Origin of the sequence: Rhizobium sp. ZPR4 (genome assembly GCF_040215725.1) — a bacterium.
Classification (GTDB): Bacteria; Pseudomonadota; Alphaproteobacteria; order Rhizobiales; family Rhizobiaceae; genus Rhizobium; species Rhizobium rhizogenes_D.
In genome coordinates this window covers 1,011,416-1,037,168 of sequence record NZ_CP157967.1, presented here as the reverse complement: position 1 = coordinate 1,037,168, position 25,753 = coordinate 1,011,416, and the positions used below count along the sequence as shown (strand labels likewise).

The following is a 25,753-nucleotide window of genomic DNA, read 5'->3' as shown; positions in this document are numbered from 1 at the left end:
GTATTTCGGTCCAAAATGTGATGGCGGCAGGGCGGAATATTGGCACGTAAAAAAGGGCCGCCCGGATTTCCGGACGGCCCTTCCTGTCAGTGACATTAGATGTCGCGAAGCTTGACGAGATCGTTCATCAACCCGCTCGTGCCGTTGTGGATCGTCAGGTTATCCACCTTGCCGGCGATCGATTCCAGAGCTTCGAGCTCCTTCAGACGCAGCATGACCGGGTGCTCCGCCATCACCTTCGCCGTGTTGAGCAACGAACGAGTGGCGTTCGTTTCCTCACGGCGGCGGATGACGTTGGCTTCGGCCTGCTTTTCGGCGGCGACTACCTGGTTCAGGATCTCACGCATATCGCCCGGGAGGATCACATCCTTCAGTTCGATATCCGAGATCTCCACGCCGATCGCCATCATATCCTCGCGCACCTTTTCGGCGGCTTCGGCATTGATGGAAACGCGGCGCTCCAGGATCTGGTCCAGCGTCATCGTGCCAAGCGTGCGGCGGAAAGCCAGTTGCAAAGCACGATAGAGCGCATCCGCGAAATCCTTGACGGAGCCCACGGCCTTGACCGGATCGACCACGCGATAATCCGCGGAGATGTTGACGCGGATCGTCACGCGATCCTTGGTCAAGAGCTCCTGTCCGGCAACATCAAGCGACTGACGCTTGAGGTCGACGATCTTGACCTGCAGAGCCTTGCCGACATTCCAGAAGGTATGCATGCCCGGATCGAGCGTCCGCAGGTAGATACCATCGACGAACAGCAGACCCACCTGCCCTTCGAGCACGGCGTAGCTCGCCACGAAATCGTGCTTCCGTGCCAGCCCAAGACGACGTGCAAGGACCCGGTCGACGGAAAGCTCGTCTGCGGTATCGACGCGCGTTTCCTTCCACGGGCCGGATTCCGTCCACACGACCAGCTTCTGGCTCGGACCAAGCGTGGCATAGATTGCGCCATCTCGCTCGATGACGGCGACCTCGCCGACATCGGTACGAAACACGGTCAGATGATGTTCGGCAACTTCCGGGAGCTTTTCGAACAACGCCTTCTCGTAGACCGATATGAAAACCGGGTTGGCCAGATCGTAGCGGAAAACATCCAAGCTATTGCGTCGGTTCGGCAATACCTGCTGACCCGGTCCGAAAATGCCGAGGATCATCCCCTTGTGCAGGGCGACCAAGCGTTCGTTTTCCTTTGCGAGGACGCGCTTGCGCCCCAAGATCTTATCGAGAAATATCATCATTGTTCTTACTCCTTCGGCATGCGCTACGTCATAGACCGATGTTCCTTTCGTGTTTCGTTTCATGTGCCGATCATCGAGATCCGGAGACCGGTGGCGGCGACGACGGGCGGATTTGCGAACAGCGGGTTGCGCAGTATCCCGACGGCTTTGGAGGGCTTCCTCCTCGCTGGTCGGGGCACGGCGAAATCTTCAACGCCAATCGAGCCCATAATCCCGGCGCTCGTCTTTCCATCCAGGCAATCCCTTGAGATCGCACGGATATCCGAACTTGCGCATTCCGGTCCCCGGACCGTCATTGGTAAACAGCTTCGCGGGCTGGTGCCGGCCTTTCGACCGGCGGTTGGAAAAGGATTCGAACCTTCGACAATCAGATTAGGAATCTGATGCTCTACCTAGCTGAGCTATCCATTTGGCCGGTGCAGCGGGATTCGAACCCACGACCTCCGGACGAACGTCCGGCGCTCTACCTAACTGAGCTATACTCCAAAAGCCTTCCCGTCTCCCGACACGGCATTCGTATACAGAACGGCAAACCGCCTGCACGGGAGGAGCTTTGGAACTCCAACCATCAACGCTCGCATCGGCACGACGACCGGGAAGGCGCGTATAGCTCCAGTTTAGAATCGCTTCAAGGTGGGGAAATGTATCGACACACGTATGCTGACGTGTTGTTGCAATTATAACACGACTTATTGATGTGCGATTTACTCAGGAATAACCGCGCCGATTGCTTGCTCGGCGCGATCAGAAAGAGACGGTGTTTACCACCACTTCGCCGGTGTGAACTTGCCGGCGGCCTGTTCGATGACGTGGGCGGTCTTGAAGAGGGTTTCCTCTTCGAACGGCTTGCCGATGAGCTGCAGGCCGAGCGGCAGGCCCTTCGGGTCGAGGCCGGCGGGGACGGCGATGCCGGGCAGGCCGGCCATGTTGACCGTCACCGTGAAGATGTCGTTCAGGTACATCTTTACCGGATCGGAAGCGAGGTCCTCGTCGGCAATGCCGAAGGCCGAGGACGGCGTGGCAGGCGTCAGGATCGCGTCGACGCCGGCGTTGAAGGCCAGTTCGAAATCGCGCTTGATCAGCGTGCGAACCTTCTGGGCGCGCAGGTAGTAGGCATCGTAGTAACCGGCCGAGAGAACGTAAGTGCCGATCATGATGCGGCGCTTCACTTCCTGGCCGAAGCCGGCAGCGCGCGTCTTCTCGTACATGTCGACGATATCCTTGCCGTCGACGCGCAGGCCGTAGCGGACGCCGTCATAGCGGGCGAGGTTCGAGGAGGCTTCGGCGGGGGCGACGATGTAATAGGCCGGCAGCGCATATTTCGTGTGCGGGAGCGAGATATTGACGATCTCGGCGCCGGCATCCTTCAGCCAGGCGATGCCCTGCTGCCAGAGCGTCTCGATCTCTTCCGGCATGCCATCGACGCGATATTCGTTCGGAATGCCGATCTTCATGCCCTTCAGCGACTGGCCGAGCGAGGCTTCGTAATCCGGCACCGGCAGGTCAACCGAGGTCGTGTCCTTGGCATCGACGCTTGCCATCGACTTCAGGAGGATGGCGGCATCGCGCACGTCGCGGGCGATCGGCCCGGCCTGATCGAGCGACGAGGCGAAGGCGACGATACCCCAGCGCGAGCAGCGGCCATAGGTCGGCTTGATGCCGACGGTGCCGGTGAAGGCGGCCGGCTGGCGGATGGAGCCGCCGGTATCGGTGGCTGTCGCGCCGGCGCAGAGATGCGCGGCAACGGCTGCGGCCGAACCGCCGGACGAGCCGCCCGGAACGAGCTGCTGGTTGGAACCCTCGGCACGCCAGGGGTTGATGACCGGGCCGTAGTAGGAGCTCTCGTTGGAGGAGCCCATGGCGAACTCGTCCATGTTGAGCTTGCCCAGCATGACAGCGCCGTCATTCCAGAGGTTCTGCGTGACGGTCGATTCATAGCGCGGCTTGAAACCGTCGAGAATGTGGCTGCAGGCCTGGGTGTGGATGCCTTCGGTGCCGAACAGATCCTTGATCCCGAGCGGAATGCCGTCGAGCGCACCGGCCTTGCCGGCAGCAAGGCGTGCATCAGAAGCCTTGGCCATCTCGCGCGCCTTGTCGGGCGTGACGGCGATATAGGCATTGATTTGACCGTTGGCGGCATCGATCGCCGAGATATAGGCCTCGGTCAGTTCGGTGGCGGTAATCTGCTTGGCGCGCAGCTTGTCGCGGGCTTCGGCAATGGTCAGGCTGGTCAGTTCGCTCATTTTGGTTCGCTTCAGATCTGGAATTGGGCAACGGGTCGGAAAGGCTCGAAGGAACCGTTATTCGACGACTTTAGGCACCAGGAAGAAATTCTGATCGGTATTCGGCGCATTGGCGACGATGTCGGCGGCCTTGTTGCCGTCCGTGACCTCGTCGGTGCGCTTCTTCATCGCCATCGGCGTGACCGAGGTCATGGCTTCGACGCCATCGACATTCACTTCGGAGAGTTGCTCGACGAAGCCCAGAATGCCGTTCAGCTCGCCCATCATCCGCTGCGCTTCGTCTTCATTGACGGCGATACGGGCAAGATGGGCGACGCGTTTGACGGTGGCGAGATCGACGGACATGGCATTCTCCGGATAGCAAGATTATCCACTAAAAGTGGATTTGCTTCACGCTATAAAGGCCATGCCCGCTATACGCAACGGGTATCGTCAGGCAGAAACGCTCTCGCCCACCTTCGGCGCAGCAACCGCGGTCTTGGAACCCTCCATGCCGGCGATGAACTTTTCCGGGGTCTGGTCGATGATCGGGAAAGTGCCGTAGTGGCAGGGAATGGCGGTCTTGAAGTTGAAGAAGCGCTGGCAGGCAAGTGCCGCCACGGCACCGCCCATGGTGAAACGGTCGCCGATCGGCACGATGCCGATATCGGGCTGATGCAGCTCGTTGATGAGAGCCATGTCCGAGAAAATATCCGTATCGCCCATGTGGAACAGCGTCGGCTCGTCGTCGAAATGCAGCATCAGGCCGTTCGGATTGCCAAGCGCATGGGAAACGCCGTCCTCGGTGATCTGGGCGGAGGAATGCAGCGCATTGGTGAAGGTGGCCGAGAAGCCGCCGAGACCGACGGTGCCGCCGGTGTTGCCCATTTCCAGCTTCTCGACACCTTTAGTCCCGAGCCAGGCTGCCAGATCGGCGTTGGCGAGAACCACCGCGCCGGTGTCCTTGGCGATCTGGACCGCGTCGCCGACATGGTCGGCATGGCCATGGGTCAGCAGGATATGGGTCACGCCGGCGGCAGCATCCTTGATGTTGAGACCGGCAGCGGCAAAGGAAGGATTGTAGGTGAAGAAAGGATCGATCAGTATTTTTGCCTTCGCCGTTTCGATACGAAAGGCGGAATGGCCGAGCCAGGTGATCTTCATTGGATTTCTCCTTATGACTTGATTTGAAATGGAAGGCTGCTGTCCAGAGCATTTCCAGGGGAAACGCTCTATCCATTTGTTCTTCCGCATTTCCCGACGCAAAACCGCTGTGCGCTTTTGCTGGAAATGCTCTAGGAAATATCCCAAACCGCAGCAAAGAAAAGCGGTTTTGGCTTCAATTTGTTTTGACGAGAGCGAGACCCCGATGACGACGCTGACCATCGAAGACCTAGCCGTGATGCTCCTGCCCGGTCAGCCGATCGCCGGTCTCGATCTCGGCACAAAGACGATCGGGCTGGCGATGTCCGATCTCGGGCGACGCTTTGCCACGCCGCGCCCGGTCCTCAAGCGCGTGAAATTCACTCAGGATGCCGAAACCTTGCTCGCCTTTGCCGAGAAGGAAAAGGTCGCGGCCTTCGTCATAGGGCTCCCGATGAACATGGATGGCTCGGCCGGGCCGCGTGTGCAGGCAACCCGCGCTTTCGTGCGCAGCATGTCGGAAAAGACCGCCCTGCCCTTCGTCTTCTGGGACGAGCGGCTTTCGACCGTCGCGGCCGAGCGGGCGCTTCTGGAAATGGACGTCTCGCGGGCCAAGCGCGCCGAGCGCATCGACTCGGCAGCGGCCAGCTTCATTCTTCAGGGAGCCTTGGACAGGCTATCGGCGCTTGGCAGAGCAACCTTGCCCGATCTCGACGCCTGACGGCGGCGCCACCATTCCATGATCGCAGCACGCCGGCGGAAGCCGAAAATCGCGAAGACCAGCAGGCTGTCGAAAGCGATGGCGCGCGCCACCAGCGGCGGGATCGTTTCCGGCGGGATGCCGAGGATCTTGCCGTATATGTCAAACACCAGCTCATGTGCCTGCCGCGTCAGCATGAAGACGCCGAAGCTCATGTCGTAGTACGACAGATAATACCATGCCCCGAGAAACGAGACCGGTCCTGCCCAGCAAATCAACAACCACTTCATGCGGTCCCTCTCCGACGCGGATACTGCGTCGTGCCAGCCGACTGAACGAGCCAGTTCGACAGAGCCATGGCGCTCAACACCATTGCCGGCAGCGTGATATCTAGTGCGAGCGCCGCGAAGAACAGCATCGCTGCGACGAGAAACACTAATTTTGCGGGTCTGAACCCCATGGCTGCACGCTTGATGGTTAACTAATCGTCTTTTCACAGTGACGAGTTAACCGCTGCGGCGCAATGTAAACCATTTGTTAAGGTTAACAGCGGAGCGGGCTTGTGGATATCCTTCGCCAGGGGCCGGTATCAGCCATAGACGCCGCGCACGATCCGCTTCAAGGCCGTTGCCGCCTTCTCCCAGTCCTTCCCGTTTTTCAGGGCGAGACCCGCGCATTGGTCGCTGACGGCAGCGGCCAGGACGATGTGCTGAATGGCAGCAAAGATCATGGCATTGACGGCTTGGGTATCGACACCTTTGGGCGGCGCGAGCGAGCCGCGCATGCGTTCGATCCAGCCGGCGAGTGCCTTCGAGCGGGCTTCCGACAGGCGGCGCACTTGCTCACTGCTTTCGGAGACTTCCCAGGCGACGATGCGGCGCATCAGCGGATCGGCGCGCAGGGCATCGAGAAACAGCATCGAAAGCCGCTCCATCAGGTCGCCATAGGTCAAAAGGAACATGCCGCCGGTATCGTCGGGGATGCGATCCGTTACCCAGCTGCCGAGATCGGTGCCGATGGCTTCCACGAGGCCATCGAGGCCGCCGTAATAGCGGTAGATCAGCTGCTTGTCGCAGCCGGCGCCGCGGGCGACCGCATTGATACCGAAATTCTGGAATCCTTCCTCCGCCAAAAGCCTCTTGGCGGCGTCCAGGATCGCCTGTTGGGTTGCGGCACGATTGCGCACACGCTTTTCCGCAACAGGCATTTCCATGGGGATTTTAACGGCAGCGTTTGCACCGACCATCGACTCGACTCCAATCTGTCACCGATCGGTGAATAGCAAGCCAGATCGCCTCGAACAACAAAGCCATCAGGCCTCTGTCCGCCAAAACGCGCGAATCCACAGATTAGAGAAACTGACCAAACCACACTGTCGTTTCGGACACCAGAGCCGGCGGAAGTTCCACAGGGGCGAAACCACGTGACGACCAGAAGCGGATGCCGTCATGATTGCTTGCATTGGCGCCCAAGTGGATGCCCTTGACGCCATTGGCGCGGGCGTTCGCTATCCACCGATCGAGCAATGCCGAGCCGATGCCCTTGCCCTGAGCTCGAGGCAAGAGATTCATATGAATATGAGCGGGGAATTTTTCGACAAGCGGCGCCGGCGCTCGATTCGGATGATGGATAGCCGATATTCGTTTCTGATCGGCATCCCAAAGCGCGGGATCGCCTTGTGGATCGGGGTAATGCCGACGCAAATGCGGCCACCACTCACGCTCCAGCCGCTCGTCGAAGGCAATCGTATCGAAGACACCGGAGATGTAGCCGAACACGCCTTCATCATCCTCCGCGACGAAAACCAGCTCTGGATGAAGCGTCGCGTAGGGTGCGGAATAGATATGCCCGATCAACCGGCCGTCGCGATGAAGCGGCGTCGCATCCTTGCCGGCATCGCCGGTCAGGAGCGAGATGGCGTAGAGCTGTTTGATGTCTTGGGGTCGCACCATACGAAGATTGATCATAAGTGTCTCTGAAGGCGAGCGTAAAAACCATGTGGGGCCAAATCGAGCAAAACTCCAAATACCTTTTCAAAGGTGCCGGCCTACATCCATCCGCCGATGCAATATGCGAATGATGGCGATCTCGGCATCGCGCAAGAGATAGTAGACCATATGGGAACCGACGGCGTACTTGAAATATCCGTGGCGGATATCGGCGGGACGGCCAATTTTCAGACCGGATGCCAATCCTTCGAGAGCCTCAAAGATTTCGGCATGATAGATTTCGGCTTGCCTAAGAGACCAGCTCTCGACTGTATACCGCCAGATGTCTTCAAGATCGGCCTCAGCAAGCGGGGATAGACCGATTCTGCGAGGCTTATTCGCCATAGGTGGTGCGCATTCGCCTCAGGAATGCGGCGTTGTCGAAGGGAGAAACGTCTCCCGATTCTTCGCCGGCAATCAAGGCATCCTGAAGAGCCTTGACCTTCGCCTCGTGCTCTTCGAGCAGGCGCAATCCTGCGCGAACGACATCACTGGCGGAGCCATATCGGCCCGTCTGGATTTGCGCCTCAATGAAGGCGCTGAAATGATCGCCAAGCGAAACGGATGTGTTGCGAGCCATGAAGCACTCCCCTATCAGTACCAATATATAATAAATATTGGTACTGCATCAATCGAAGATGCAGCAACGAAACCGCTTGGCGATTACCGCTTACGTCGCTGGCGGATACAGCAGATCGACGATGTAGCTGGCGTCGAAACGCGAATCGAGCATGCCGTAGGTCGCGCGCCAGCCGCCGGCCAGACGGGTTTCGATGAAAGCATCGGCGATCTTGCCGGCTCCGAGGCGATAGAGTTCGGCGGCGCCAGCTGCGAGCGCCAGCTGCTCGACCAGCAGGCGGGCGGCGCCCTCATCCTGTTCGCAAAGCGCCATGGCCGCGCGCAGGACATCGATGGTCTTCTTGCCGGCCGGGCCAAGATCGCGGGCAAGACCGGCAAAGACGGTCTCGAACAGGTCCCTGCCCCGGTTCAAGACGCGCAGCACGTCAAGCGCCATGACGTTGCCGGAGCCCTCCCAGATCGCGTTGACGGGGGCCTCGCGGTAATGACGGGCGATCGGACGCTCCTCGATGTAGCCGCTGCCGCCGATGCACTCCATGGCTTCATAGATCAGCGCCGGTGCGATCTTGCAGCACCAGTATTTGGCGACCGGCGTCATGACGCGGGCATAGGCCGCATCCTCACTGCTGCCGCTCGCCTTGTCGAAGGCTTCGGCCAGACGGAATGCAAGCGCGGTGGCAGCGGCGACATCGAGCGCCATGTCGGCAAGCACGCGCGTCATGATCGGCTGGTTGACCAGCATCTTACCGAAGACACTGCGGCCGCGCGCGTGATGTACGGCTTCGGCGAGCGAAGCGCGCATGATGCCGGCGGAGGCCAGCGCGCAATCGAGCCGCGTGAGCGTCACCATGTCGAGGATCGTGCGGATGCCGGCATCGGGTGCACCGAGCAGGAAGCCGAACGTATCGGTGAACTCGACTTCGGAGGAGGCGTTCGAGCGGTTGCCGAGCTTGTCCTTCAGTCGCTGGAAGTGCAGGCCGTTGGCCGAACCATCTTCCAAAAGACGCGGCACCAGGAAGCAGCCCATGCCATCCTTGGTCTGGGCGAGCATGATGAAGGCATCGCTCATCGGCGCCGACATGAACCACTTGTGGCCCGAGAGCCGGTAGATGCCTTCGCTGACCTTGTCGGCGCTCGTCCTGTTGGCGCGCACATCCGTGCCACCCTGCTTCTCCGTCATGCCCATGCCGATGGTGACGGCGCTCTTCTGCATGGCGGGCTTGTTGGACGAATCATATTTGCGCGAGAGAATCTTCGGCGCCCAGTCCTTCTGTACGGCCGGCGAGGCCATCATGGCGGCCACGGAGGCGCTGGTCATCGTCAAGGGGCACAAATGGCCGCATTCAAGCTGCGCCGTCAGATAGAAGCGGGCGGCACGCACTTTGTGTGATTGGCCTCTCGCTTCCGGATCGGCCTGCGCATCCCAGATCGAGGAATGCAGGCCCATCGCCATGGAGCGGCGCATCAGCGCATGCCAGGCCGGATGGAATTCGACGACATCCAGACGCTCGCCGCGCGGGCCGTGGGTACGCAGCTGCGGCGTGCCCTGGTTCGCCATGCGCGCCAGTTCCTGTGCCTCGTGCGAGGTGACGAAACGACCGTGCTGCTCCAGCTCTTCCCGTATCGAACGCGGCAGGCCGGAGGTGAGATCGACGATCAGCGGATCGGAACGATAGGCATTGATGCCGGTCCAGAGGCTCGGCTGGTTCAGGTCGGCAAAGGGGTCGTCAGTCCGGGTCGGTTGGGTCATGAATCGCTTGTAGAGCAAGTAGGTTGCAAAGGGAAATTGGAAGTTATGTCTCCCACCGGCATGGCTCCTGTAGCGGGATTCGGGCGAAATTGCATGGGGAACAAAGGGCCTCGGCACATACCCCCGCTTGCCCCATCGGCGCTCCCTCTTTATAGACCGCCTGACGAAATCCGGAGGCAGGTTCATGGTCTTCTTTCCCCACCGCCACCTCATTGGCATCAAGGGCCTCACCGAGCAGGATATCACCTATCTTCTCGACAAGGCCGACGAGGCGGTCAAGATCAGCCGCCAGCGCGAAAAAAAGACGTCGACGCTTCGCGGGCTGACGCAGATCAATCTCTTCTTCGAAGCATCGACGCGCACGCAATCCTCGTTTGAACTCGCCGGCAAACGGCTCGGCGCCGACGTGATGAACATGTCGGTCGGCAACTCCTCGGTCAAAAAGGGCGAGACGCTGATCGATACGGCGATGACGCTGAATGCCATGCGGCCCGACGTGCTCGTCATCCGCCATTCGAGCGCGGGCGCCGCTGCACTGCTGGCCCAGAAAGTGTCTTGCTCCGTCGTCAACGCCGGCGACGGCCAGCACGAGCATCCGACCCAGGCCCTGCTCGACGCGCTGACCATCCGCCGCGCCAAGGGCAAGCTCTCGCGCATCATCGTCGCCATCTGCGGCGACGTGCTGCATTCGCGCGTTGCCCGCTCGAACATCCTGCTTCTCAACGCCATGGGCGCCCGCGTCCGGGTCGTCGCACCCGCCACGCTGCTGCCGGCGGGCATCGCCGACATGGGCGTCGAGGTCTTCCATTCGATGAAGGAAGGGCTGAAGGATGCCGATGTCGTGATGATGCTGCGGCTGCAGCGCGAGCGCATGTCCGGTGCCTTCGTGCCTTCGGTGCGCGAATACTATCATTTCTACGGGCTCGACGCCGAAACGCTAAAGGCGGCCAAGGAGGATGCGCTCGTCATGCATCCGGGTCCGATGAACCGTGGGGTGGAAATCGCCTCCGAAGTGGCGGACGGCCCGCAAAGCGTCATCGCCGAACAGGTTGAGATGGGCGTCGCCGTGCGCATGGCCGTGATGGAGACCCTGCTCGTTTCGCAAAACCAAGGGCCTCGCAGCGAGGGAGTGGGCGCATGAGCAACTCGATCATCCTCCAGAACGTCCGCATCATCGATCCCTCGCGCGATCTCGATGAGATCGGCACGATCGTCGTCGAAGACGGCGTGATCGTTGCCTCGGGCAAGGATGCGAAGAACCACGGCATTCCCAAGGGCGCGACCGTTCGCGATTGCAATGGCCTCGTCGCCATTCCCGGCCTGGTCGATGCGCGTGTCCATGTCGGCGAGCCCGGTGGCGAACATCGCGAAACGATTGCCTCCGCAAGCCGCGCGGCAGCCGCTGGCGGCGTCACGTCCTTCATCATGATGCCGGACACCGACCCGGTCATCGATGATATCGCCCTCGTCGAATTCGTTCGGAAGACGGCCCGCGACACGGCCGTCGTCAACGTCTATCCGGCAGCGGCTCTCACCAAGGGGCTTGCCGGCGAGGAGATGACGGAAATCGGCCTGTTGCGGGAAGCCGGAGCCGTCGTGTTCACAGACGCGCATTCCAGCGTCCACGATAGCCAGGTTCTGCGCCGCATCATGACCTATGCGCGCGAATTCGGCGCTGTTATTTCCTGCGAGACGCGCGACAAATATCTCGGCGCTAACGGCGTCATGCATGAGGGACTGCTCGCTAGCTGGCTTGGCCTTTCGGGCATTCCGAAAGAGGCCGAACTGATTCCGCTGGAGCGCGACCTTCGCATCGCGACGCTGACGCGCAGTCATTATCATGCCGCGATGATTTCGGTGCCGGAATCGGCCGAGGCGATCCGCCTCGCCCGTTCGCGCGGCGCCAAGGTCACCTGCGGCATCTCGATCAACAATCTCGCGCTCAACGAGAACGACATCGGCGAATACCGGACCTTCTTCAAGCTCTACCCGCCGCTGCGCTCCGAGGATGATCGCACGGGCATGATCGAGGCGCTGGTAGACGGTACGATCGACATCATCGTCTCCTCGCATGATCCGCAGGACGTCGATACGAAGCGCCTGCCGTTCGGAGAGGCGGAGGACGGTGCCGTCGGCCTGGAAACGCTGCTTCCGGCCGCACTCCGGCTCTATCACAGCGGCCAGGTCAGCCTGATGCGGCTCGTCGATGCGCTGTCGACGCGGCCGGCGCAGATCTTCGGGCTGCCCGCTGGCACACTGAAGCCCGGTGCCAAGGCCGATATCGCGCTTGTCGATCTTGACGAGCCTTGGCTTGTCGCCAAAGACATGCTTCTGTCGCGCTCGAAGAATACGCCCTTCGAAGATGCAAGAATGAGCGGCCGGGCGGTGGCAACCTATGTCGCCGGCACGCTGGTTCACAGTCTCTAGGGCGGACCTAAGGGTTTACGGAGAATAAGACGTGATGGCTGATTTCTGGACTTGGCAGCTTACCCCGCAGACCGCCCTGGCCGCCGTCGTCATCGGCTACCTGCTCGGCTCGATCCCCTTCGGACTGTTGCTGACACGCATGGCCGGGCTCGGCGATGTGCGCAACATCGGCTCGGGCAATATCGGCGCGACCAATGTGCTGCGCACCGGCAACAAGGGGCTTGCGGCCGCGACGCTGCTGCTCGATGCCTTCAAGGGTACGGCCGCTGTTCTTATCACCGCGCATTTCTTCGGCGAGGATGCCGGCGTGCTCGCCGGTTTCGCTGCCTTCATCGGCCACATCTTCCCGGTCTGGATCGGCTTCAAGGGCGGCAAGGGAGTGGCAACCTATCTCGGCATCCTGCTCGGGCTCGCGCCGCTGATGGCGCTGATTTTCGCCATCGTCTGGCTGGCGATCGCCTTTACCACCCGCTACTCCTCGCTTTCCGCACTGGTTGCAACCCTTGTCATCCCGGTTGTATTGTGGATATTGGGCGTCGACAAGATCGCCGCCGTCATGGCGCTGATGACCGTCATCTCCTGGTACAAGCACAGGGCCAATATCATCAGGCTGACCGCGGGAACGGAAGGCAAGATCGGAGCAAAGGGATAATGGACACGGGCAGCGCAAGACGGACCGGAGTTGCGCTGACCGAAAAACAAAGGATCGCCTGGCTCAGGCTGATCCGTTCCGACAATGTCGGTCCGTCCACCTTTCGCGACCTCATCAATCACTATGGTTCAGCCGAAGCAGCTCTGGCCGCGCTGCCGGAGCTTTCCCAGCGCGGCGGCTCGACACGCGCCATCCGCATTGCCGACGAGCGGGACGCCCTGCGGGAACTGGAAGCTGCCCATCGCTTCGGTGCGCGCTTCGTCGGCATCGGCGAGCCGGACTATCCCCCTGCCCTTCGCGAGATCGACGGCGCGCCGCCGCTGCTTGCGGTCAAGGGCAACATGCCCACAGCGACGCGGCCGGCGATCGGCATGGTCGGCTCGCGCAACGCCTCGATCAGCGGCACCAAATTCACCGCGATGATCGCGCGCATCTGCGGCGAGGCCGGTTATGCGGTGGTTTCCGGCCTTGCGCGCGGCATCGATACGGCGGCCCATCGCGCCACCCTCTCAACCGGTACGATCGCCGCCATGGCGGGTGGCCTCGACCAGCCCTACCCGCCGTAGAATATCGGGCTGCTCAACGACATCTGGGACGGCAACGGGCTTGCCGTCAGCGAGATGCCATTCGGCTGGGAGCCAAGAGCGCGCGACTTTCCCCGCCGCAATCGCCTCATCGCCGGCATTTCTCTCGGCGTCGTGGTCGTCGAGGCGGCAACCCGCTCCGGCTCGCTCATAACTGCGCGTCTCGCCGGTGAATTCGGCAGGCTCGTCTTTGCCGTTCCCGGCTCACCGCTCGATCCGCGCTGCGAAGGGACGAACGGACTGCTGAAAGACGGCGCGATGATCGTGACCGCGCCGGACGATGTCGTCGAAGCGCTGCGACCGCTCGCCGAGCCGGATCTCTTTCGCCCGCGCCCCGCCGCACCGCCCATTGAGAGAAGCAGACCGCTCTCCACGCCGCCCGATGATGCCGAGCGCGACCACATCGTCGAGGCTCTCGGCCCGACGCCGGTCGAGATCGACGATATCGTGCGCCACACCGGCCTGCCGATATCGGCCGTTCATTCTGTTCTTCTCGAACTCGACATGGCCGGCCGGCTGCATCGGCATCCCGGCGGACTGGTGTCGATCTCCATGCTGGATTGAAAACTGTGACACGCGTACCAATTCTAAGCATCCCATCGTCGCGCCAAGCGCAAAAATCGCATTACAGCGCCGCGCGTCACATATGACGCGCAAAGGTCGCTGTAACACGTTAAAGGTGCTGCATAATTTTATCCTTCAATCGATTCCGATTTAAGGAATTATGCAGTAGCCTCTTGACCGCGACGATTTCCCTGTCCATGTCGGAAGGCCGGGAAGACGGAAAAACCCGGTATCTCCCGCGTCTTATACCGGCGCGACCTCGTATTCAGAGACTTGATGATGAACGTTGTAGTGGTGGAATCGCCTGCCAAGGCCAAGACAATCAATAAATATCTGGGACCCGGATATAAGGTTCTTGCATCCTTCGGCCATGTGCGTGACCTGCCCGCCAAAGATGGTTCGGTGCTGCCGGACCAGGATTTTGAAATGCTGTGGGAAGTCGATGGTGCCTCGCAAAAGCGCATCAAGGACATCGCCGATGCGATGAAATCCTCCGACGGCCTGATTCTCGCGACCGACCCGGATCGCGAGGGTGAAGCCATTTCCTGGCATGTGCTCGATCTTTTGAACAAGAAGCGTGTCATCAACGGCAAGCCGGTGAAACGCGTCGTCTTCAACGCCATCACCAAGAAGGCCGTGCTCGACGCCATGGCCGAGCCGCGCGACATCGACGTGCCGCTGGTGGATGCCTATCTCGCCCGTCGCGCCCTCGACTATCTCGTCGGCTTCAACCTATCGCCGGTGCTCTGGCGCAAGCTGCCCGGCGCCCGCTCGGCCGGTCGCGTACAGTCCGTGGCCCTTCGCCTCGTCTGCGACCGCGAGTCCGAAATCGAACGTTTCATCTCGGAAGAATACTGGAACCTCTCGGCGATCCTGAAGACCCCGCGCGGCGATGAATTCGAAGCCCGCCTGGTCTCTGCCGACGGCAAGCGCCTGCAGCCGCGTGCGATCGGCAACGGCGAAGAAGCCGGCAAGCTGAAGGCTCTGCTCGAAGGCGCTTCCTACGTCGTCGACACGGTCGAGGCAAAGCCGGTCAAGCGCAATCCAAGCCCGCCCTTCACCACCTCGACGTTGCAGCAGGCCGCTTCCTCGAAGCTCGGCTTCTCGGCCTCGCGCACCATGCAGGTGGCGCAGAAGCTCTATGAAGGCGTCGACATCGGCGGCGAGACCGTCGGTCTCATCACCTATATGCGTACCGACGGCGTGCAGATGGCACCGGAAGCGATCGATGCGTCGCGCCGCGCCATCGCCAACCAGTTCGGCGACCGTTACCTGCCGGAAAAGGCACGTTTCTACTCCACCAAGGCAAAGAATGCTCAGGAAGCGCACGAAGCGATCCGCCCGACCGACTTCGACCGCGTGCCGGATCGCATCCGCAAGTTCCTCGATGACGACCAGCTCAAGCTCTACGACCTGATCTGGAAGCGCGGCATCGCCAGCCAGATGGCATCGGCCGAAATCGAGCGCACGACCGTCGAGGTCCTGGCCGACAATGCCGGTAAGAAGGCTGGCTTGCGCGCCGTCGGCTCCGTCATCCGTTTCGATGGCTTCATCGCCGCCTATACCGACCAGAAGGAAGACGGCGAGCAGAGCGACGACAGCGAAGAAGGTGGCCGCCTGCCGGAGATCAACGCGCGGGAAAATCTCGCCAAGCAGAAGATCAATTCGACCCAGCATTTCACCGAGCCGCCGCCGCGTTATTCGGAAGCATCACTGATCAAGAAGATGGAAGAGCTCGGCATCGGTCGCCCCTCCACCTATGCCGCAACGCTGGCGACGCTGCGCGACCGCGACTACGTGACCATCGACAAGCGTAAGCTTATGCCGCAGGCCAAGGGCCGGCTGGTGACAGCCTTCCTCGAAAGCTTCTTCACCAAATACGTCGAATACGATTTCACCGCGGATCTGGAAGAGAAGCTCGACCGCATTTCCGCCGGCGAGCTGAATTGGAAGGACGTGCTGCGCGATTTCTGGCGCGATTTCTTCGCCCAGATCGAAGACACCAAGGAACTGCGCGTCACCAACGTTCTCGACGCTCTGAACGACGCATTGGCGCCGCTCGTCTTCCCGAAGCGCGAAGACGGTGGCGATCCGCGCATCTGCCAGGTCTGCGGCACCGGCAACCTGTCGCTGAAGCTCGGCAAATACGGCGCTTTCGTCGGCTGCTCGAACTATCCGGAATGCAACTATACCCGCCAGCTGTCGTCTGAAGGCGGTGCGGAGGCCGAATCCAATGGATTGAACGAGCCGAAAGCACTCGGCGCCGATCCCGTTACCGGCGAAGAGCTGACGCTGCGTTCGGGCCGCTTCGGGCCTTATATCCAACGCGGCGACGGCAAGGATGCGAAGCGCGCGTCGCTGCCGCGCGGCTGGAAGCCAGAAGATATCGATTACGAGAAGGCGATGGCGCTGATTTCGCTGCCGCGTGATATCGGCAAGCATCCGGAGACCGGCAAGATGATCTCTTCCGGCATCGGCCGCTATGGGCCTTTCCTTCTGCATGACGGCGGCTACGCCAACCTCGAAAGCGTCGAAGATGTCTTCACGGTGGGCTTGAACCGCGCCGTGACGCTGATTGCCGAAAAGCAGAGCAAGGCAGGCGGTGGAGCACGCGGCGGAACGCCCGCTGCACTGAAGGATCTCGGCGCGCATCCGGATGGTGGCGGCGCGATCACCGTTCGCGACGGCAAATACGGCCCCTATGTCAACTGGGGCAAGGTCAATGCGACGCTGCCGAAGGGCACGGACCCGCAGGCGATCACCGTCGAGGAAGCCCTGGCTCTGATCGCCGCCAAGGCCGGCAAGAGCGGCGGCACCACCAAGAAGGCGCCCGCCAAGGCAAAGACCGCGGCCGCAGGCGCAAAAGCGACGAAAACGACCGCCAAGCCGAAGGCTGCTGCAAAGAAGCCTGCGGCGAAGACGGCAGCGAAAAAGAAGAGTGCAGAGTGAGCAGAGAACCGCGCGGCAGGAACCCATCGTCGGAACGGCGTTCCGGTAAGCCCGGCCGCGCCGGTAAGGCAGGCGGCGACGCTGAGCCGATGATGGCAATCATCCATGGCGAGCTGCCGCCGCGCGAGGTCCTCCTGCGCTTCATCGCCGATCATCCGCAGCAGGCCTCAAAACGTGAGCTGGCCAAGGCTTTCGGTCTCAAGGGCGAAAGCCGCGTTGCACTGAAGGGACTGCTGCGCGAGCTCGAAGAAGAAGGCATGGTGCAGAAGAGCCGCAAGTCGCTCATCCGTCCCGGCGCGCTGCCGCCGATTGCCGTTCTCGATATCACCACGCGCGACAAGGATGGCATGTTGATCGGTCGCCCCGCCGAATGGGCCGACGAAAACGGCGTTGCGCCCGCCGTGACGATCAAGCAATCCTCTTCGCCGGCCGGCCGCAATGGCAAAGGCAAGGCGCCTGTCGCCGGCATGGGCGACCGCATTCTTGCGAAGATCTTCCCGGCGGTGGATCGCGGCGGCCCGGCCTATACGGCCCGCATCATCAAGGTCATCGACAAGCGGCAGGGCGCCTCGATGGGCGTCTTCCGCGAAACGCCAGGCGGCGGCGGACGTCTGATGCCGATCGAGCGGCGCGGCGAGGAAATGGTCATCGACCCGGATTATACCGGCGGCGCCAAGGATGGCGATCTGGTCGAGGTCGAAGTGGCTCGTCTCGGCCGTTTCGGCCTGCAGCGGGCCAAGGTCCTGTCGGTCGTCGGCTCCGTCGCCTCCGAAAAGGCGATCTCGATGATCGCCATCCATGCGCACGGCATTCCGCATGTTTTCCCCGCTCCCGTGATCGCAGAAGCCGATGCGGCCAAGCCCGCGACCATGTCGCACCGCGAGGATTGGCGCAGCCTGCCGCTGATCACCATCGACCCGGCCGACGCCAAGGATCATGACGACGCCGTCTATGCCGAGATGGACCCCTCACCCGACAATCCGGATGGCGTGATCGTCACCGTCGCGATTGCTGACGTCTCCTGGTATGTGCGCCCGAACTCTCCCCTCGACCGCGAGGCGCTGAAGCGCGGCAATTCGGTCTATTTCCCCGATCGCGTCGTGCCGATGCTGCCCGAGCGTATCTCCAACGATCTCTGCTCGCTGAAGGAGGGTGTCGACCGCCCCGCCCTCGCCGTGCGGATGATCTTTTCCAAGGAAGGCCGCAAGGCCGGGCATACGTTCCATCGCATCATGATGAAGAGTGCGGCCAAGCTTTCCTACCAGCAGGCACAGGCGGCGATAGACGGCCAGCCCGACGACAAGACCGGACCAATGCTGGAGCCGATCCTCAAGCCGCTCTGGCACGCCTACGACATTCTGAAGAAGGGCCGCGAACGTCGCCAGCCGCTCGAGCTCGACATGCCCGAGCGCAAGATCCTGCTGAAGCCGGACGGCATGGTCGATCGCGTCTTCGTGCCGCCGCGCCTCGACGCGCACAAGCTCATCGAAGAGATGATGATCCAGGCAAACGTCGCCGCCGCCGAGACGCTGGAAAAGCGCAAGCAGGTGCTGATCTATCGTATCCATGACGGCCCGACGCTCGCCAAGCAGGAGGTGCTGCGCGAATTCCTGGCAACCCTCGGCATATCGCTTGCCAAGGGCGGCAATGTGCGGGCCAACAGCTTCAACGGCATTCTTGCGAAAGCCGAGGGCACCGCGCATCAGACCATGGTCAACGAGATGGTGCTGCGTTCGCAGAGCCAGGCGATCTACAGCCCCGACAATATCGGGCATTTCGGCCTGAACCTTATGAAATACGCGCATTTCACTTCGCCGATCCGCCGCTATGCCGACCTGATCGTGCATCGCGCGCTCGTCGGCTCTCTCGGCCTCGGCGAAGGCGGGATCACCCCGGACGAAGAAGCGTCGCTCGACGATATCGCTGCGGAAATCTCGACCTTCGAGCGCCGCGCCATGGCTGCGGAGCGTGAGACGGTGGACCGGCTTATTGCCCACCATCTTGCCGGCCGTGTCGGCGCGGAATTCGAGGCGCGGGTCGGCGGTGTCACCAAGTCGGGACTTTTTGTCACCCTGCCGGACTATGGCGCGGACGGTTTCATCCCTATATCTACGCTCGGCACCGATTACTTCATCTACGACGAGGCCCATCAGGCGCTGACAGGCGAAAGAACGGGGCTTGGCTACCGTCTCGGCGACGATGTGACGGTGAGACTGGCAGAAGCTGTGCCGCTTGCCGGAGCGCTGCGCTTCGAGATGCTGAGCGACGGTAAACCAATGCCGACGGCGGTTCGTTCCTTCCACAAGGCGACCCGCCGCAACAAGAACCAGGCCCGCAAGGCGCCGGGCACGAGACCGCCGCGCGGCCGCAGATAAAGGACGGCTGCCGGCACGGAGGAAGCGTATTCATGACGGGCAGCCCATCCGACTCCCCTACCCACTTCGGTGGGTCAGACGAGAGCGAACGTCCGCTCGGACGATCGATTTCCCGCGGCATGCTGAACCGCTGTCCGCGCTGTGGTACCGGCAAGCTCTTCCGCGCCTTCCTGAAGCCTGTCGACCGTTGTGCGGTCTGCGGCGAAGATATCTCCCATCAACGCGCCGACGACCTGCCGCCCTATCTGGTGATCCTCGTTCTCGGCCATCTCATCGTCGGCGGTTACATGCTGACGGACATGACCTTCAAATTGCCGATCTGGGCACATCTCGCCATATGGGCGCCCATTACCGTCATCGCAGCGCTTGCCATCATCCAGCCGATCAAAGGCGGTGTCATCGGCCTGCAATGGGCGCTCCGCATGCATGGCTTCGGCGGTCACGACGACAGCCCGGAGGAATGGGATCAAGGAAACGGCCAGCCGTGACCATGCTGTCCGCTTCATGTCGCCGATCTCTATCGACGGCAGAGATTGTTTCCGAGCATTGCGCTTCTATATCGAAAACTGCAGAGGTTTTGCTGCTTATTCGTGTTTCAGGCGAATTGCTTCACCGGCAACCGCTTGACATGGGCAGCATTTCTTGTCTGAACATGCCGCGCGTCATAGGGACTATTCCGGAGGGTGTGATCGATCACATGAAAGCCGACCCGTCACCTGAATTTGGCCGAGCCGTGCCTTCCTGTGTTCCGCATTCGGATCGATTCGCCCGCCTCATGCCCCAGGGATTTGTTTATGCTTGAACCGACGAACGACAAGGCTGGCCATGTCGAAGAAATTCACTGGCCCTCGCTCGTCGCAGCCATCGCCTCCGTCTCCGCTGTCGGCATCGCCATCGGACTTGGCCTGCCGCTCCTGAGCATCATTCTCGAAAAGCGCGGCATTCCTTCGAGCCTGATCGGGCTCAATACTGCAATGATGGGCATCGCCTCGATGCTGGCCGCAGTCATCACGACCAAGCTCGCGCACCGCTTTGGCGTCGTACAGACGATGATCTGGGCCGTCTTCCTTTCGGCACTGAGCTCGCTCGGCTTCTACTATGCGGACAATCTGTTGCTGTGGTTTCCGCTACGCATCGTCTTTCATGGGGCGACGACGACGCTGTTCATCCTGTCGGAATTCTGGATCAACGCCGCTTCGCCGCCTTCCAAGCGTGGCTTCGTGCTCGGCCTCTATTCCACCGTCTTCTCGCTGGGATTTGCGGCCGGCCCCCTACTCTTTTCCGTCGTCGGCAGCGAAGGCCTGATGCCTTTCATCATAGGCGCCTGTATCATCCTGGCGGCCGCCATTCCGATCTTCATCGCCCGCAACGAGAGCCCGATCGTCGACGAGAAGCCGGAACTGCATTTCGTGCGCTACATCTTCCTCGTGCCGACAGCGACAGCCGCGGTCTTCGTGTTCGGTGCGGTGACCGTCGGCGGCGGATCGCTCTTCACCAGCTATGCGACACGTCTCGGCTTCAACGAATCACAGGCCGCGCTACTGCTGACCGTCATGGGTGTCGGCAATTTCGTCTTCCAGATTCCGCTCGGCCTGCTTGCAGACCGCATGCGGGACAAGCGGCCGCTGCTGTCGATCATGGCCACTATCGGGCTTGTCGGAGCGCTGCTGCTGCCATCGCTGTCATCGAACTGGATCATTCTCGCGATCATCCTGCTCTTCTGGGGCGGCTGCGTTTCCGGCATGTATACGGTCGGGCTCAGCCATCTGGGCACGCGGCTGACCGGCGTCGATCTGGTGGCCGCGAACGCAGCCTTCGTCTTCTGTTATGCCGTGGGCATGGTTCTCGGGCCGCCGACGATCGGCACAGCCATGGATTTGGTCAATCCGAGCGGCTTTGCCTGGGCCGTTGCCTTTTTCTTCGGCCTTTATGTCTTCCTTTCGGGGATACGGCTGCTTTTCATGGGCAACAGAGGTTGACTTTTCGGGCGCGATTTGTATTTTCGCGCCAGAATTCGCCGTGGACCTCCGCACTGGCCGTCCACGGCGTTCATTTTTATTAAAGGCAGAACGACCATGGCTAAGGCTACCACCATCAAGATCAAGCTGCTGTCGACGGCCGACACCGGTTTCTTCTACGTCACGACGAAGAACAGCCGTACGATGACGGACAAGATGACGAAGACGAAGTACGACCCGATCGCTAAGAAGCACGTCGAGTTCAAGGAAACGAAGATCAAGTAAGTTTCCTAAACTTCAGGTTACAAAAAGGCGCGACCCATGGGTTAGCGCCTTTTTTGTTTTGTCGGTATCGTCTCGATCTGCGTCCGATTTTGCGACATCAGTTTGGAAATACCTGGGTCGAGGAGCAACGGCCCGCCGTGTCGACAAAAAAGAAAAACGCCGCCTTCGATGAACGAAGAGCGGCGTTTTAAATTGGGGGCCGGCTAGCCTGCAAAACGGCACGAGGAACCGTTACTTTCTGCCTGCCAGCCGACCGACCCCACGACCCAGGAGATGCGGCGGACCTGAGCATCATGGGGTATCTCGAAACCCTTGCGGGTTGTCCATGTACGAGACTAAATTCGCGCGAAATCGAAAGAAAATCAACAAATTCTTAATGATAAAAAATACTTGTCTGCTCGGATGGTTAAAATTCATGACTTTGGTGGAAAGGAATGTCCGATAGTCTTAGTGAAATAAATTCAAGAAACCATCAAGAATAAAGAGATAACGCCTCCTTTGGTAGAAAAGATCGAATACAGATATTCAAGGGTATTTGAATATACAAATTACACTTAGTTAATCCATCACCTTCCAACGGACATCTCATCGACAAGCCGCCAACAAAACAAAACTATATACCAACACAACAAGAATATTTCAAAGGCACCAAAAAAGCGAAGGCATATACCAAATTCAAAAGTATAAGTATGCGGCGTTTCTTTAAAATAGAGCTATGTGGCTATGCCTGCAGGTTAAAGAACAAAAAAATTTGAATTGTTGTTCAAAACCCGAAAAATACCCTCAATATTCATGGGTAACCGCACTTCTCGACCATTCATCCCTAGGCCGCTGAAGCGACAACCCTGTTGCGTCCTGCTCTTTTGGCCTCGTAAAGCGCAAGGTCCGCCTGCTTCATCAATTGCTCCGGCGTCTCGATTGTCTCCAAACGGCACGAAATCCCGAAGGATGCCGTGATGTTAAGCGCAACACCGTTTTCGCGCAATTTCACTGGCATATTTTCTACCGCAGCGCGTAGCCGTTCTGCGACTGCGGCAGCCGTATCGGCAGGCGTATCCGGCATGACCACAACGAACTCCTCGCCTCCATAGCGGCATGCGAGATCGGCACCGCGCACCGTGGACCGGATCCTTGCGGCAAATTCCTTGAGAACTTCATCGCCGGCATCGTGGCCATGGGTATCGTTGACGGTCTTGAAGCGATCTATGTCCGTAATCAGAATCGAGAGCGGCCGGCCTCGCGCCAAGGAGCGGTCGAAAAGCACCTTGAGATGATTGTCGAGGTAGCGCCTGTTGTGCAAACCAGTGAGCGCATCGGTGACAGCAAGTTCAATCGTCTGCTGCACGCTGGCGCGCAGGCGATCATTATAGCGTTTGCGGCGTATCTGCGTGAGGCAGCGAGCGACGAGTTCGTTCGGATCGATCGGCCGGACGATATAATCGTTGACGCCGAGATCCAGCGCGCGGACGATCATGTCGTCTGCTCCCTGCTCCGTCACCAGCAGCACGGGTAGAAAACGCGTACGCTCCAGCGAACGAAGCTGCGAGCAGAGCCGCAGCGGGTCGTAGTCGTCGAAATTCGAGTTGACGATGACGAGTTCGAACGGCCGTTCAGCTGCCTCAAACAAGGCTGCCTGCGGATCGGACATCGCGACGACCTGAGCAATCGGCTTGAGCGTGCGGATGATACGCTCCTGCGAATTGGCGCGGCCATCGACCAGCAGCACTTGGCCAGCTTCCTCGGCGCGGCCGTCGCCGGCCCGCATCAGATCGTCGATACCGAAATTGCGCGCGGTCTCGTTGCGCATATGCAGCTCGTCGCTCAAGGTCTTCAGGCGAAGCAGGCTCTTGACGCGTGAAATCAGCTGCAGGTCATTGACCGGCTTGGTCAGGAAATCGTCGGCACCGGCCTTCAGACCGCGCACACGGTCGGCGGGCTGATCGAGCGCCGTGACCATGACGACAGGAATATGCGTGGTGCGAGGATCAGATTTCAGGCGTTCGCACACCTCAAAACCATCCATGCCGGGCATCATAATATCGAGAAGGATGAGATCGACTTGCGTGCTCGCGCAAATGGCGAGCGCCTTCAAACCGTCTTCAGCGGTCAGCACTTCGAAATATTCGGCAAGCAGCCGTGCTTCCAGAAGCTTCACATTGGCCGGAATATCGTCGACTACCAGAATGCGTGCGGTCATCAGTTCTTCCCCATCATCAGGCGTCGCCCAGATAGGTCTTAATGGTCTCAATGAATTTCGGCACCGAAATCGGCTTCGAGACATAGGCCTCGCAACCGCCCTGACGAATGCGCTCCTCGTCACCCTTCATGGCGAAGGCCGTGACCGCGATCACCGGGATGACGTGCAGATCGTCGTCCTCCTTCAGCCATTTGGTAACCTCCAGGCCAGAAACTTCCGGCAGCTGGATATCCATGAGGATCAGGTCGGGGCGATGCTTGCGCGCAAGATCGAGCGCTTCCATGCCGTTGCGGGTCTGGATCGTCGTATAGCCGGAAGCCTCGATCAGATCGCGAAAGAGCTTCATATTCAGCTCATTGTCTTCTACAATCATTACCTGCTTAGGCATGGAAAGCTGTCCCTGCATCCGGTATTGCATCCATTCTCTCGAAATATAGGGTCGCGAGGAACCGATTCCAGAAATACTTGAATCGCAAACTACCGGCATTTGGTTGAAAAATAGGTAACTCACCCTTCAAAATGCAAAGTAACTTCAAGAACCCGAAGAAGAGCGCGGCCGACCCGCAAGAGACTGCGATTGCCGTACTCGGCTGGCTGGCCAATGAACCGGATATGTTCGGCCGCTTCTTGGCGCTGACCGGTGTAGAGCCGGCACAGGTGCGCAACGCCATCAACGAGCCCGCCTTTCTTGCCGGCATGCTCGACTTCCTCATGAACCACGAACCGACATTGCTGGCCTTTTGCGAGGCGAGCGGCATTCCGCCGGAGGCCGTCGCCGCCGCGTCGGCGCATTTTTCGCCGCCCGGCCTCGCCTCTGGAGAATACTGATCATGGATGCCCCGCTCGAATTCGACGTATCGCATATCCGGCTGCAGGAGCGGCCGCTGATTGTTTGTGATGTCGACGACGTCGTCTTGCACTTCTTTGCGCCCTTCCTGACCTTCATCGACGCCGAAGGCCATGAATTCCTGCCGCGCTCCTTCCGGCTGACGGGCAACATCGTCTCCAAGGCCAATGGCTCCGCGCTGGAAGAAAAGGATGTGCACCGGCTGATCGAGGCATTCTTCGAGGCGCAGGAACAGTGGCAAACGCCGCTTGATCGCGTCGTCGATACGCTCGGCGAATTCTCGAAAGATGCCGACATCGTTTTCCTGACAGCCATGCCGCCGCAATTCTGGGAACAGCGACGACGGCTTCTCGACAGGCTCGAACTTGCCTATCCGCTGCTCGCGTCGCTGCAGCCGAAGGGGCCGATCGTGCGCTCGCTGCATCGGCAGCGCGCAACGCCCGTAGCCTTCGTCGACGACATGGCTCACAATCTGCATTCGGTCAGCGAGCATGTTCCGGAATGCCTCCTCATCAATCTGAAACCGGATTCCATCGTTCACCGCATGGCGCCGGTCGCAGCCGCGGGTATTCCGGAAGCCAACGAATGGAGCCAGGCAGCGCCGCTGATTCAGGCCCATATCGCGCGCTGACACCACTGGCCATACCCTCAAAGGACGAGGCGCATCAGAGGCCTGCCGTCCTTGCGCTTCGCAACTTCCGAAAATCCGGCTGCCTCGAATATGCGCTGCGAGCCGACATAGAGGCCGACGGACTTCGATTGCTTCGTACGCTCGATCGGACAGCCTTCCAGCAGGCGCGCGCCGGACGCGCGGGCGAAATTCACGGCCTCCGACAACATGCGATGACTGTGTCCCTTGCCGCGATCCTTCGAATTCATGAAGAAACAGCTCACTGCCCAGACCGAGCTGTCCTCCGCATCGGCGGGATCGAGCGGGCGTGACACTGTTTTCGGCGAGTTCCATTGCGGCAGCTCGCTACGCGGACCGACCTGCACCCAGGCAATCGGCTGCCCGTCGATATAGCCTAGAAGCCCGGGCGGCGGCCCTACCGCGATGCGTTCCTCGATCAACTGCTTCTTTGCCATCGCATCCATCGTCTTGCGCTGCGATGTCGGGACGCGGAAATAGGTGCACCAGCAGCCATAGCAGGCGCCGCTTGGTCCGAATAACGTCTGGAAATCGTCCCAGCGATCCGGCGTCAACGGCTGTACGCTTAAATTCTGCACTCCCGCCTCCCCAACAGTTTCCGGGCTTGAGACTCGCAAGTTTAAAACATAAAGTAGCGATGTTC

General features: G+C 60.4%; 26 protein-coding genes, 1 tRNA gene and 1 pseudogene. 13 read left to right on the top strand and 15 right to left on the bottom strand.

What is annotated here, in order from left to right; genetic code table 11:
* Window positions 1-95: 95 nt before the first annotated feature.
* From ABOK31_RS05040 to ABOK31_RS05020, 5 genes are all read right to left on the bottom strand, one after another.
* The gene (locus ABOK31_RS05040; RefSeq protein ID WP_349957967.1) at window positions 96-1,241 is read right to left on the bottom strand and encodes a slipin family protein; all 1,146 of its coding nucleotides are present in this window, start codon (window positions 1,239-1,241) and stop codon (window positions 96-98) included.
* A gap of 340 nt (window positions 1,242-1,581) precedes the next feature.
* Window positions 1,582-1,649 (bottom strand) — tRNA-Arg (locus ABOK31_RS05035).
* A 353-nt stretch (window positions 1,650-2,002) separates the two neighbouring features.
* Window positions 2,003-3,484, bottom strand: a complete 1,482-nt coding sequence (gene gatA, locus ABOK31_RS05030) for an Asp-tRNA(Asn)/Glu-tRNA(Gln) amidotransferase subunit GatA (RefSeq protein WP_349957966.1) — start codon at window positions 3,482-3,484, stop codon at window positions 2,003-2,005.
* A gap of 57 nt (window positions 3,485-3,541) precedes the next feature.
* Window positions 3,542-3,829 (bottom strand): Asp-tRNA(Asn)/Glu-tRNA(Gln) amidotransferase subunit GatC, encoded by a 288-nt coding sequence (gene gatC, locus ABOK31_RS05025; RefSeq protein WP_015339557.1) that lies wholly within the window; start codon window positions 3,827-3,829, stop codon window positions 3,542-3,544.
* Window positions 3,830-3,916: 87 nt separating this feature from the next.
* Window positions 3,917-4,627: a metal-dependent hydrolase gene (locus ABOK31_RS05020; protein ID WP_349957965.1), complete on the bottom strand. Its 711-nt coding sequence runs from the start codon at window positions 4,625-4,627 to the stop codon at window positions 3,917-3,919.
* 205 nt (window positions 4,628-4,832) lie between these two features.
* On the opposite strand from ABOK31_RS05020, the gene ruvX reads away from it, so the two are divergent.
* Window positions 4,833-5,327 carry a Holliday junction resolvase RuvX gene (ruvX, locus tag ABOK31_RS05015; protein ID WP_174174376.1) on the top strand — a complete coding sequence of 165 codons (495 nt, stop codon included), beginning with the start codon at window positions 4,833-4,835 and terminating at the stop codon, window positions 5,325-5,327.
* Here ruvX and ABOK31_RS05010 read toward each other — a convergent pair.
* From ABOK31_RS05010 to ABOK31_RS04980, 7 genes are all read right to left on the bottom strand, one after another.
* Window positions 5,264-5,596, bottom strand: coding sequence for a DUF6105 family protein (locus ABOK31_RS05010; protein WP_174174374.1), 333 nt, complete (start codon window positions 5,594-5,596; stop codon window positions 5,264-5,266). The genes ruvX and ABOK31_RS05010 overlap by 64 nt on opposite strands.
* A complete protein-coding gene (locus ABOK31_RS05005; RefSeq protein WP_174174372.1) occupies window positions 5,593-5,766 on the bottom strand; it encodes a hypothetical protein in 174 nt (57 codons plus the stop codon). Before ABOK31_RS05005 ends, ABOK31_RS05010 begins: the two co-directional genes overlap by 4 nt.
* Window positions 5,767-5,895: 129 nt before the next feature.
* Window positions 5,896-6,552, bottom strand: a complete 657-nt coding sequence (locus ABOK31_RS05000) for a TetR/AcrR family transcriptional regulator (protein ID WP_349957964.1) — start codon at window positions 6,550-6,552, stop codon at window positions 5,896-5,898.
* A 103-nt stretch (window positions 6,553-6,655) separates the two neighbouring features.
* The gene (locus ABOK31_RS04995; RefSeq protein WP_349957962.1) at window positions 6,656-7,273 is read right to left on the bottom strand and encodes a GNAT family N-acetyltransferase; all 618 of its coding nucleotides are present in this window, start codon (window positions 7,271-7,273) and stop codon (window positions 6,656-6,658) included.
* Window positions 7,274-7,339: 66 nt separating this feature from the next.
* Window positions 7,340-7,639 (bottom strand): type II toxin-antitoxin system RelE/ParE family toxin, encoded by a 300-nt coding sequence (locus tag ABOK31_RS04990; protein ID WP_349957961.1) that lies wholly within the window; start codon window positions 7,637-7,639, stop codon window positions 7,340-7,342.
* Window positions 7,629-7,874 carry a type II toxin-antitoxin system ParD family antitoxin gene (locus tag ABOK31_RS04985; RefSeq protein ID WP_349957960.1) on the bottom strand — a complete coding sequence of 82 codons (246 nt, stop codon included), beginning with the start codon at window positions 7,872-7,874 and terminating at the stop codon, window positions 7,629-7,631. Before ABOK31_RS04985 ends, ABOK31_RS04990 begins: the two co-directional genes overlap by 11 nt.
* A gap of 90 nt (window positions 7,875-7,964) precedes the next feature.
* The gene (locus ABOK31_RS04980; protein WP_174174367.1) at window positions 7,965-9,623 is read right to left on the bottom strand and encodes an acyl-CoA dehydrogenase family protein; all 1,659 of its coding nucleotides are present in this window, start codon (window positions 9,621-9,623) and stop codon (window positions 7,965-7,967) included.
* A 184-nt stretch (window positions 9,624-9,807) separates the two neighbouring features.
* Here ABOK31_RS04980 and ABOK31_RS04975 point away from each other — a divergent pair, with 184 nt between their 5' ends.
* The 10 genes and pseudogenes from ABOK31_RS04975 to rpmG all read left to right on the top strand — a co-directional run bounded on the left by ABOK31_RS04975 (window position 9,808) and on the right by rpmG (window position 21,417).
* Entirely contained in the window at window positions 9,808-10,764 is a 957-nt protein-coding gene (locus ABOK31_RS04975) for an aspartate carbamoyltransferase catalytic subunit (protein ID WP_113233019.1), read from the top strand.
* Window positions 10,761-12,050 carry a dihydroorotase gene (locus ABOK31_RS04970; RefSeq protein ID WP_349957958.1) on the top strand — a complete coding sequence of 430 codons (1,290 nt, stop codon included), beginning with the start codon at window positions 10,761-10,763 and terminating at the stop codon, window positions 12,048-12,050. The genes ABOK31_RS04975 and ABOK31_RS04970 overlap by 4 nt, the downstream gene beginning before the upstream one ends.
* Before the next feature lie 31 nt (window positions 12,051-12,081).
* Entirely contained in the window at window positions 12,082-12,702 is a 621-nt protein-coding gene (plsY, locus tag ABOK31_RS04965) for a glycerol-3-phosphate 1-O-acyltransferase PlsY (RefSeq protein WP_349957957.1), read from the top strand.
* Window positions 12,702-13,850: pseudogene (gene dprA, locus ABOK31_RS04960) on the top strand (DNA-processing protein DprA). The gene plsY and the pseudogene dprA overlap by 1 nt, the downstream one beginning before the upstream one ends.
* 279 nt (window positions 13,851-14,129) lie before the next feature.
* Window positions 14,130-16,799, top strand: a complete 2,670-nt coding sequence (gene topA, locus ABOK31_RS04955; protein ID WP_349958861.1) for a type I DNA topoisomerase — start codon at window positions 14,130-14,132, stop codon at window positions 16,797-16,799.
* Window positions 16,796-19,174, top strand: coding sequence for a ribonuclease R (gene rnr, locus ABOK31_RS04950; RefSeq protein WP_349957956.1), 2,379 nt, complete (start codon window positions 16,796-16,798; stop codon window positions 19,172-19,174). Before topA ends, rnr begins: the two co-directional genes overlap by 4 nt.
* Window positions 19,175-19,206: 32 nt before the next feature.
* On the top strand, window positions 19,207-19,662 hold the full coding sequence (locus tag ABOK31_RS04945; RefSeq protein ID WP_349957954.1) for a DUF983 domain-containing protein: 456 nt from the start codon (window positions 19,207-19,209) through the stop codon (window positions 19,660-19,662).
* Window positions 19,659-19,976 (top strand): hypothetical protein, encoded by a 318-nt coding sequence (locus ABOK31_RS04940; RefSeq protein WP_349957953.1) that lies wholly within the window; start codon window positions 19,659-19,661, stop codon window positions 19,974-19,976. Before ABOK31_RS04945 ends, ABOK31_RS04940 begins: the two co-directional genes overlap by 4 nt.
* A complete protein-coding gene (locus ABOK31_RS04935) occupies window positions 19,969-21,153 on the top strand; it encodes an MFS transporter (RefSeq protein ID WP_349957951.1) in 1,185 nt (394 codons plus the stop codon). The genes ABOK31_RS04940 and ABOK31_RS04935 overlap by 8 nt, the downstream gene beginning before the upstream one ends.
* A 96-nt stretch (window positions 21,154-21,249) precedes the next feature.
* A complete protein-coding gene (gene rpmG / locus ABOK31_RS04930) occupies window positions 21,250-21,417 on the top strand; it encodes a 50S ribosomal protein L33 (RefSeq protein WP_003587245.1) in 168 nt (55 codons plus the stop codon).
* 823 nt (window positions 21,418-22,240) lie between these two features.
* On the opposite strand, the gene ABOK31_RS04925 is transcribed toward rpmG, so the two are convergent.
* Both ABOK31_RS04925 and ABOK31_RS04920 read right to left on the bottom strand, forming a co-directional pair.
* Window positions 22,241-23,614, bottom strand: coding sequence for a PleD family two-component system response regulator (locus tag ABOK31_RS04925; protein WP_174174350.1), 1,374 nt, complete (start codon window positions 23,612-23,614; stop codon window positions 22,241-22,243).
* Between the two features lie 16 nt (window positions 23,615-23,630).
* Window positions 23,631-24,002: a response regulator gene (locus ABOK31_RS04920; RefSeq protein ID WP_028754034.1), complete on the bottom strand. Its 372-nt coding sequence runs from the start codon at window positions 24,000-24,002 to the stop codon at window positions 23,631-23,633.
* A gap of 131 nt (window positions 24,003-24,133) precedes the next feature.
* Between ABOK31_RS04920 and ABOK31_RS04915 the strand changes: the two genes are divergently transcribed.
* Window positions 24,134-24,442 (top strand): DUF3572 domain-containing protein, encoded by a 309-nt coding sequence (locus tag ABOK31_RS04915; protein ID WP_349957948.1) that lies wholly within the window; start codon window positions 24,134-24,136, stop codon window positions 24,440-24,442.
* Window positions 24,443-24,444: 2 nt separating this feature from the next.
* On the top strand, window positions 24,445-25,092 hold the full coding sequence (locus tag ABOK31_RS04910; protein ID WP_174174347.1) for a hypothetical protein: 648 nt from the start codon (window positions 24,445-24,447) through the stop codon (window positions 25,090-25,092).
* Window positions 25,093-25,109: 17 nt separating this feature from the next.
* Here the strand turns inward: ABOK31_RS04910 and ABOK31_RS04905 are convergent, their stop codons facing one another.
* Window positions 25,110-25,688, bottom strand: coding sequence for a GNAT family N-acetyltransferase (locus ABOK31_RS04905; RefSeq protein WP_349957947.1), 579 nt, complete (start codon window positions 25,686-25,688; stop codon window positions 25,110-25,112).
* Window positions 25,689-25,753: the final 65 nt, after the last annotated feature.

Bases quoted from the DNA above. Each gene is read 5' to 3' on its own strand.
- ABOK31_RS04945 (WP_349957954.1), top strand. From the start codon at position 19,207: ATGACGGGCAGCCCATCCGACTCCCCTACCCACTTCGGTGGGTCAGAC.
- gatC (WP_015339557.1), bottom strand. From the start codon at position 3,829: ATGTCCGTCGATCTCGCCACCGTCAAACGCGTCGCCCATCTTGCCCGT.
- ABOK31_RS04920 (WP_028754034.1), bottom strand. From the start codon at position 24,002: ATGCCTAAGCAGGTAATGATTGTAGAAGACAATGAGCTGAATATGAAG.
- ABOK31_RS04975 (WP_113233019.1), top strand. From the start codon at position 9,808: ATGGTCTTCTTTCCCCACCGCCACCTCATTGGCATCAAGGGCCTCACC.
- ABOK31_RS04915 (WP_349957948.1), top strand. From the start codon at position 24,134: ATGCAAAGTAACTTCAAGAACCCGAAGAAGAGCGCGGCCGACCCGCAA.
- ABOK31_RS04985 (WP_349957960.1), bottom strand. From the start codon at position 7,874: ATGGCTCGCAACACATCCGTTTCGCTTGGCGATCATTTCAGCGCCTTC.
- ruvX (WP_174174376.1), top strand. From the start codon at position 4,833: ATGACGACGCTGACCATCGAAGACCTAGCCGTGATGCTCCTGCCCGGT.
- rpmG (WP_003587245.1), top strand. From the start codon at position 21,250: ATGGCTAAGGCTACCACCATCAAGATCAAGCTGCTGTCGACGGCCGAC.
- ABOK31_RS05040 (WP_349957967.1), bottom strand. From the start codon at position 1,241: ATGATGATATTTCTCGATAAGATCTTGGGGCGCAAGCGCGTCCTCGCA.
- topA (WP_349958861.1), top strand. From the start codon at position 14,130: ATGAACGTTGTAGTGGTGGAATCGCCTGCCAAGGCCAAGACAATCAAT.
- ABOK31_RS04910 (WP_174174347.1), top strand. From the start codon at position 24,445: ATGGATGCCCCGCTCGAATTCGACGTATCGCATATCCGGCTGCAGGAG.
- ABOK31_RS05010 (WP_174174374.1), bottom strand. From the start codon at position 5,596: ATGAAGTGGTTGTTGATTTGCTGGGCAGGACCGGTCTCGTTTCTCGGG.
- ABOK31_RS04980 (WP_174174367.1), bottom strand. From the start codon at position 9,623: ATGACCCAACCGACCCGGACTGACGACCCCTTTGCCGACCTGAACCAG.
- ABOK31_RS05005 (WP_174174372.1), bottom strand. From the start codon at position 5,766: ATGGGGTTCAGACCCGCAAAATTAGTGTTTCTCGTCGCAGCGATGCTG.
- ABOK31_RS05000 (WP_349957964.1), bottom strand. From the start codon at position 6,552: ATGGTCGGTGCAAACGCTGCCGTTAAAATCCCCATGGAAATGCCTGTT.
- ABOK31_RS04990 (WP_349957961.1), bottom strand. From the start codon at position 7,639: ATGGCGAATAAGCCTCGCAGAATCGGTCTATCCCCGCTTGCTGAGGCC.
- ABOK31_RS04995 (WP_349957962.1), bottom strand. From the start codon at position 7,273: ATGATCAATCTTCGTATGGTGCGACCCCAAGACATCAAACAGCTCTAC.
- gatA (WP_349957966.1), bottom strand. From the start codon at position 3,484: ATGAGCGAACTGACCAGCCTGACCATTGCCGAAGCCCGCGACAAGCTG.
- ABOK31_RS05020 (WP_349957965.1), bottom strand. From the start codon at position 4,627: ATGAAGATCACCTGGCTCGGCCATTCCGCCTTTCGTATCGAAACGGCG.
- ABOK31_RS04970 (WP_349957958.1), top strand. From the start codon at position 10,761: ATGAGCAACTCGATCATCCTCCAGAACGTCCGCATCATCGATCCCTCG.
- ABOK31_RS04925 (WP_174174350.1), bottom strand. From the start codon at position 23,614: ATGACCGCACGCATTCTGGTAGTCGACGATATTCCGGCCAATGTGAAG.
- ABOK31_RS04935 (WP_349957951.1), top strand. From the start codon at position 19,969: ATGCTTGAACCGACGAACGACAAGGCTGGCCATGTCGAAGAAATTCAC.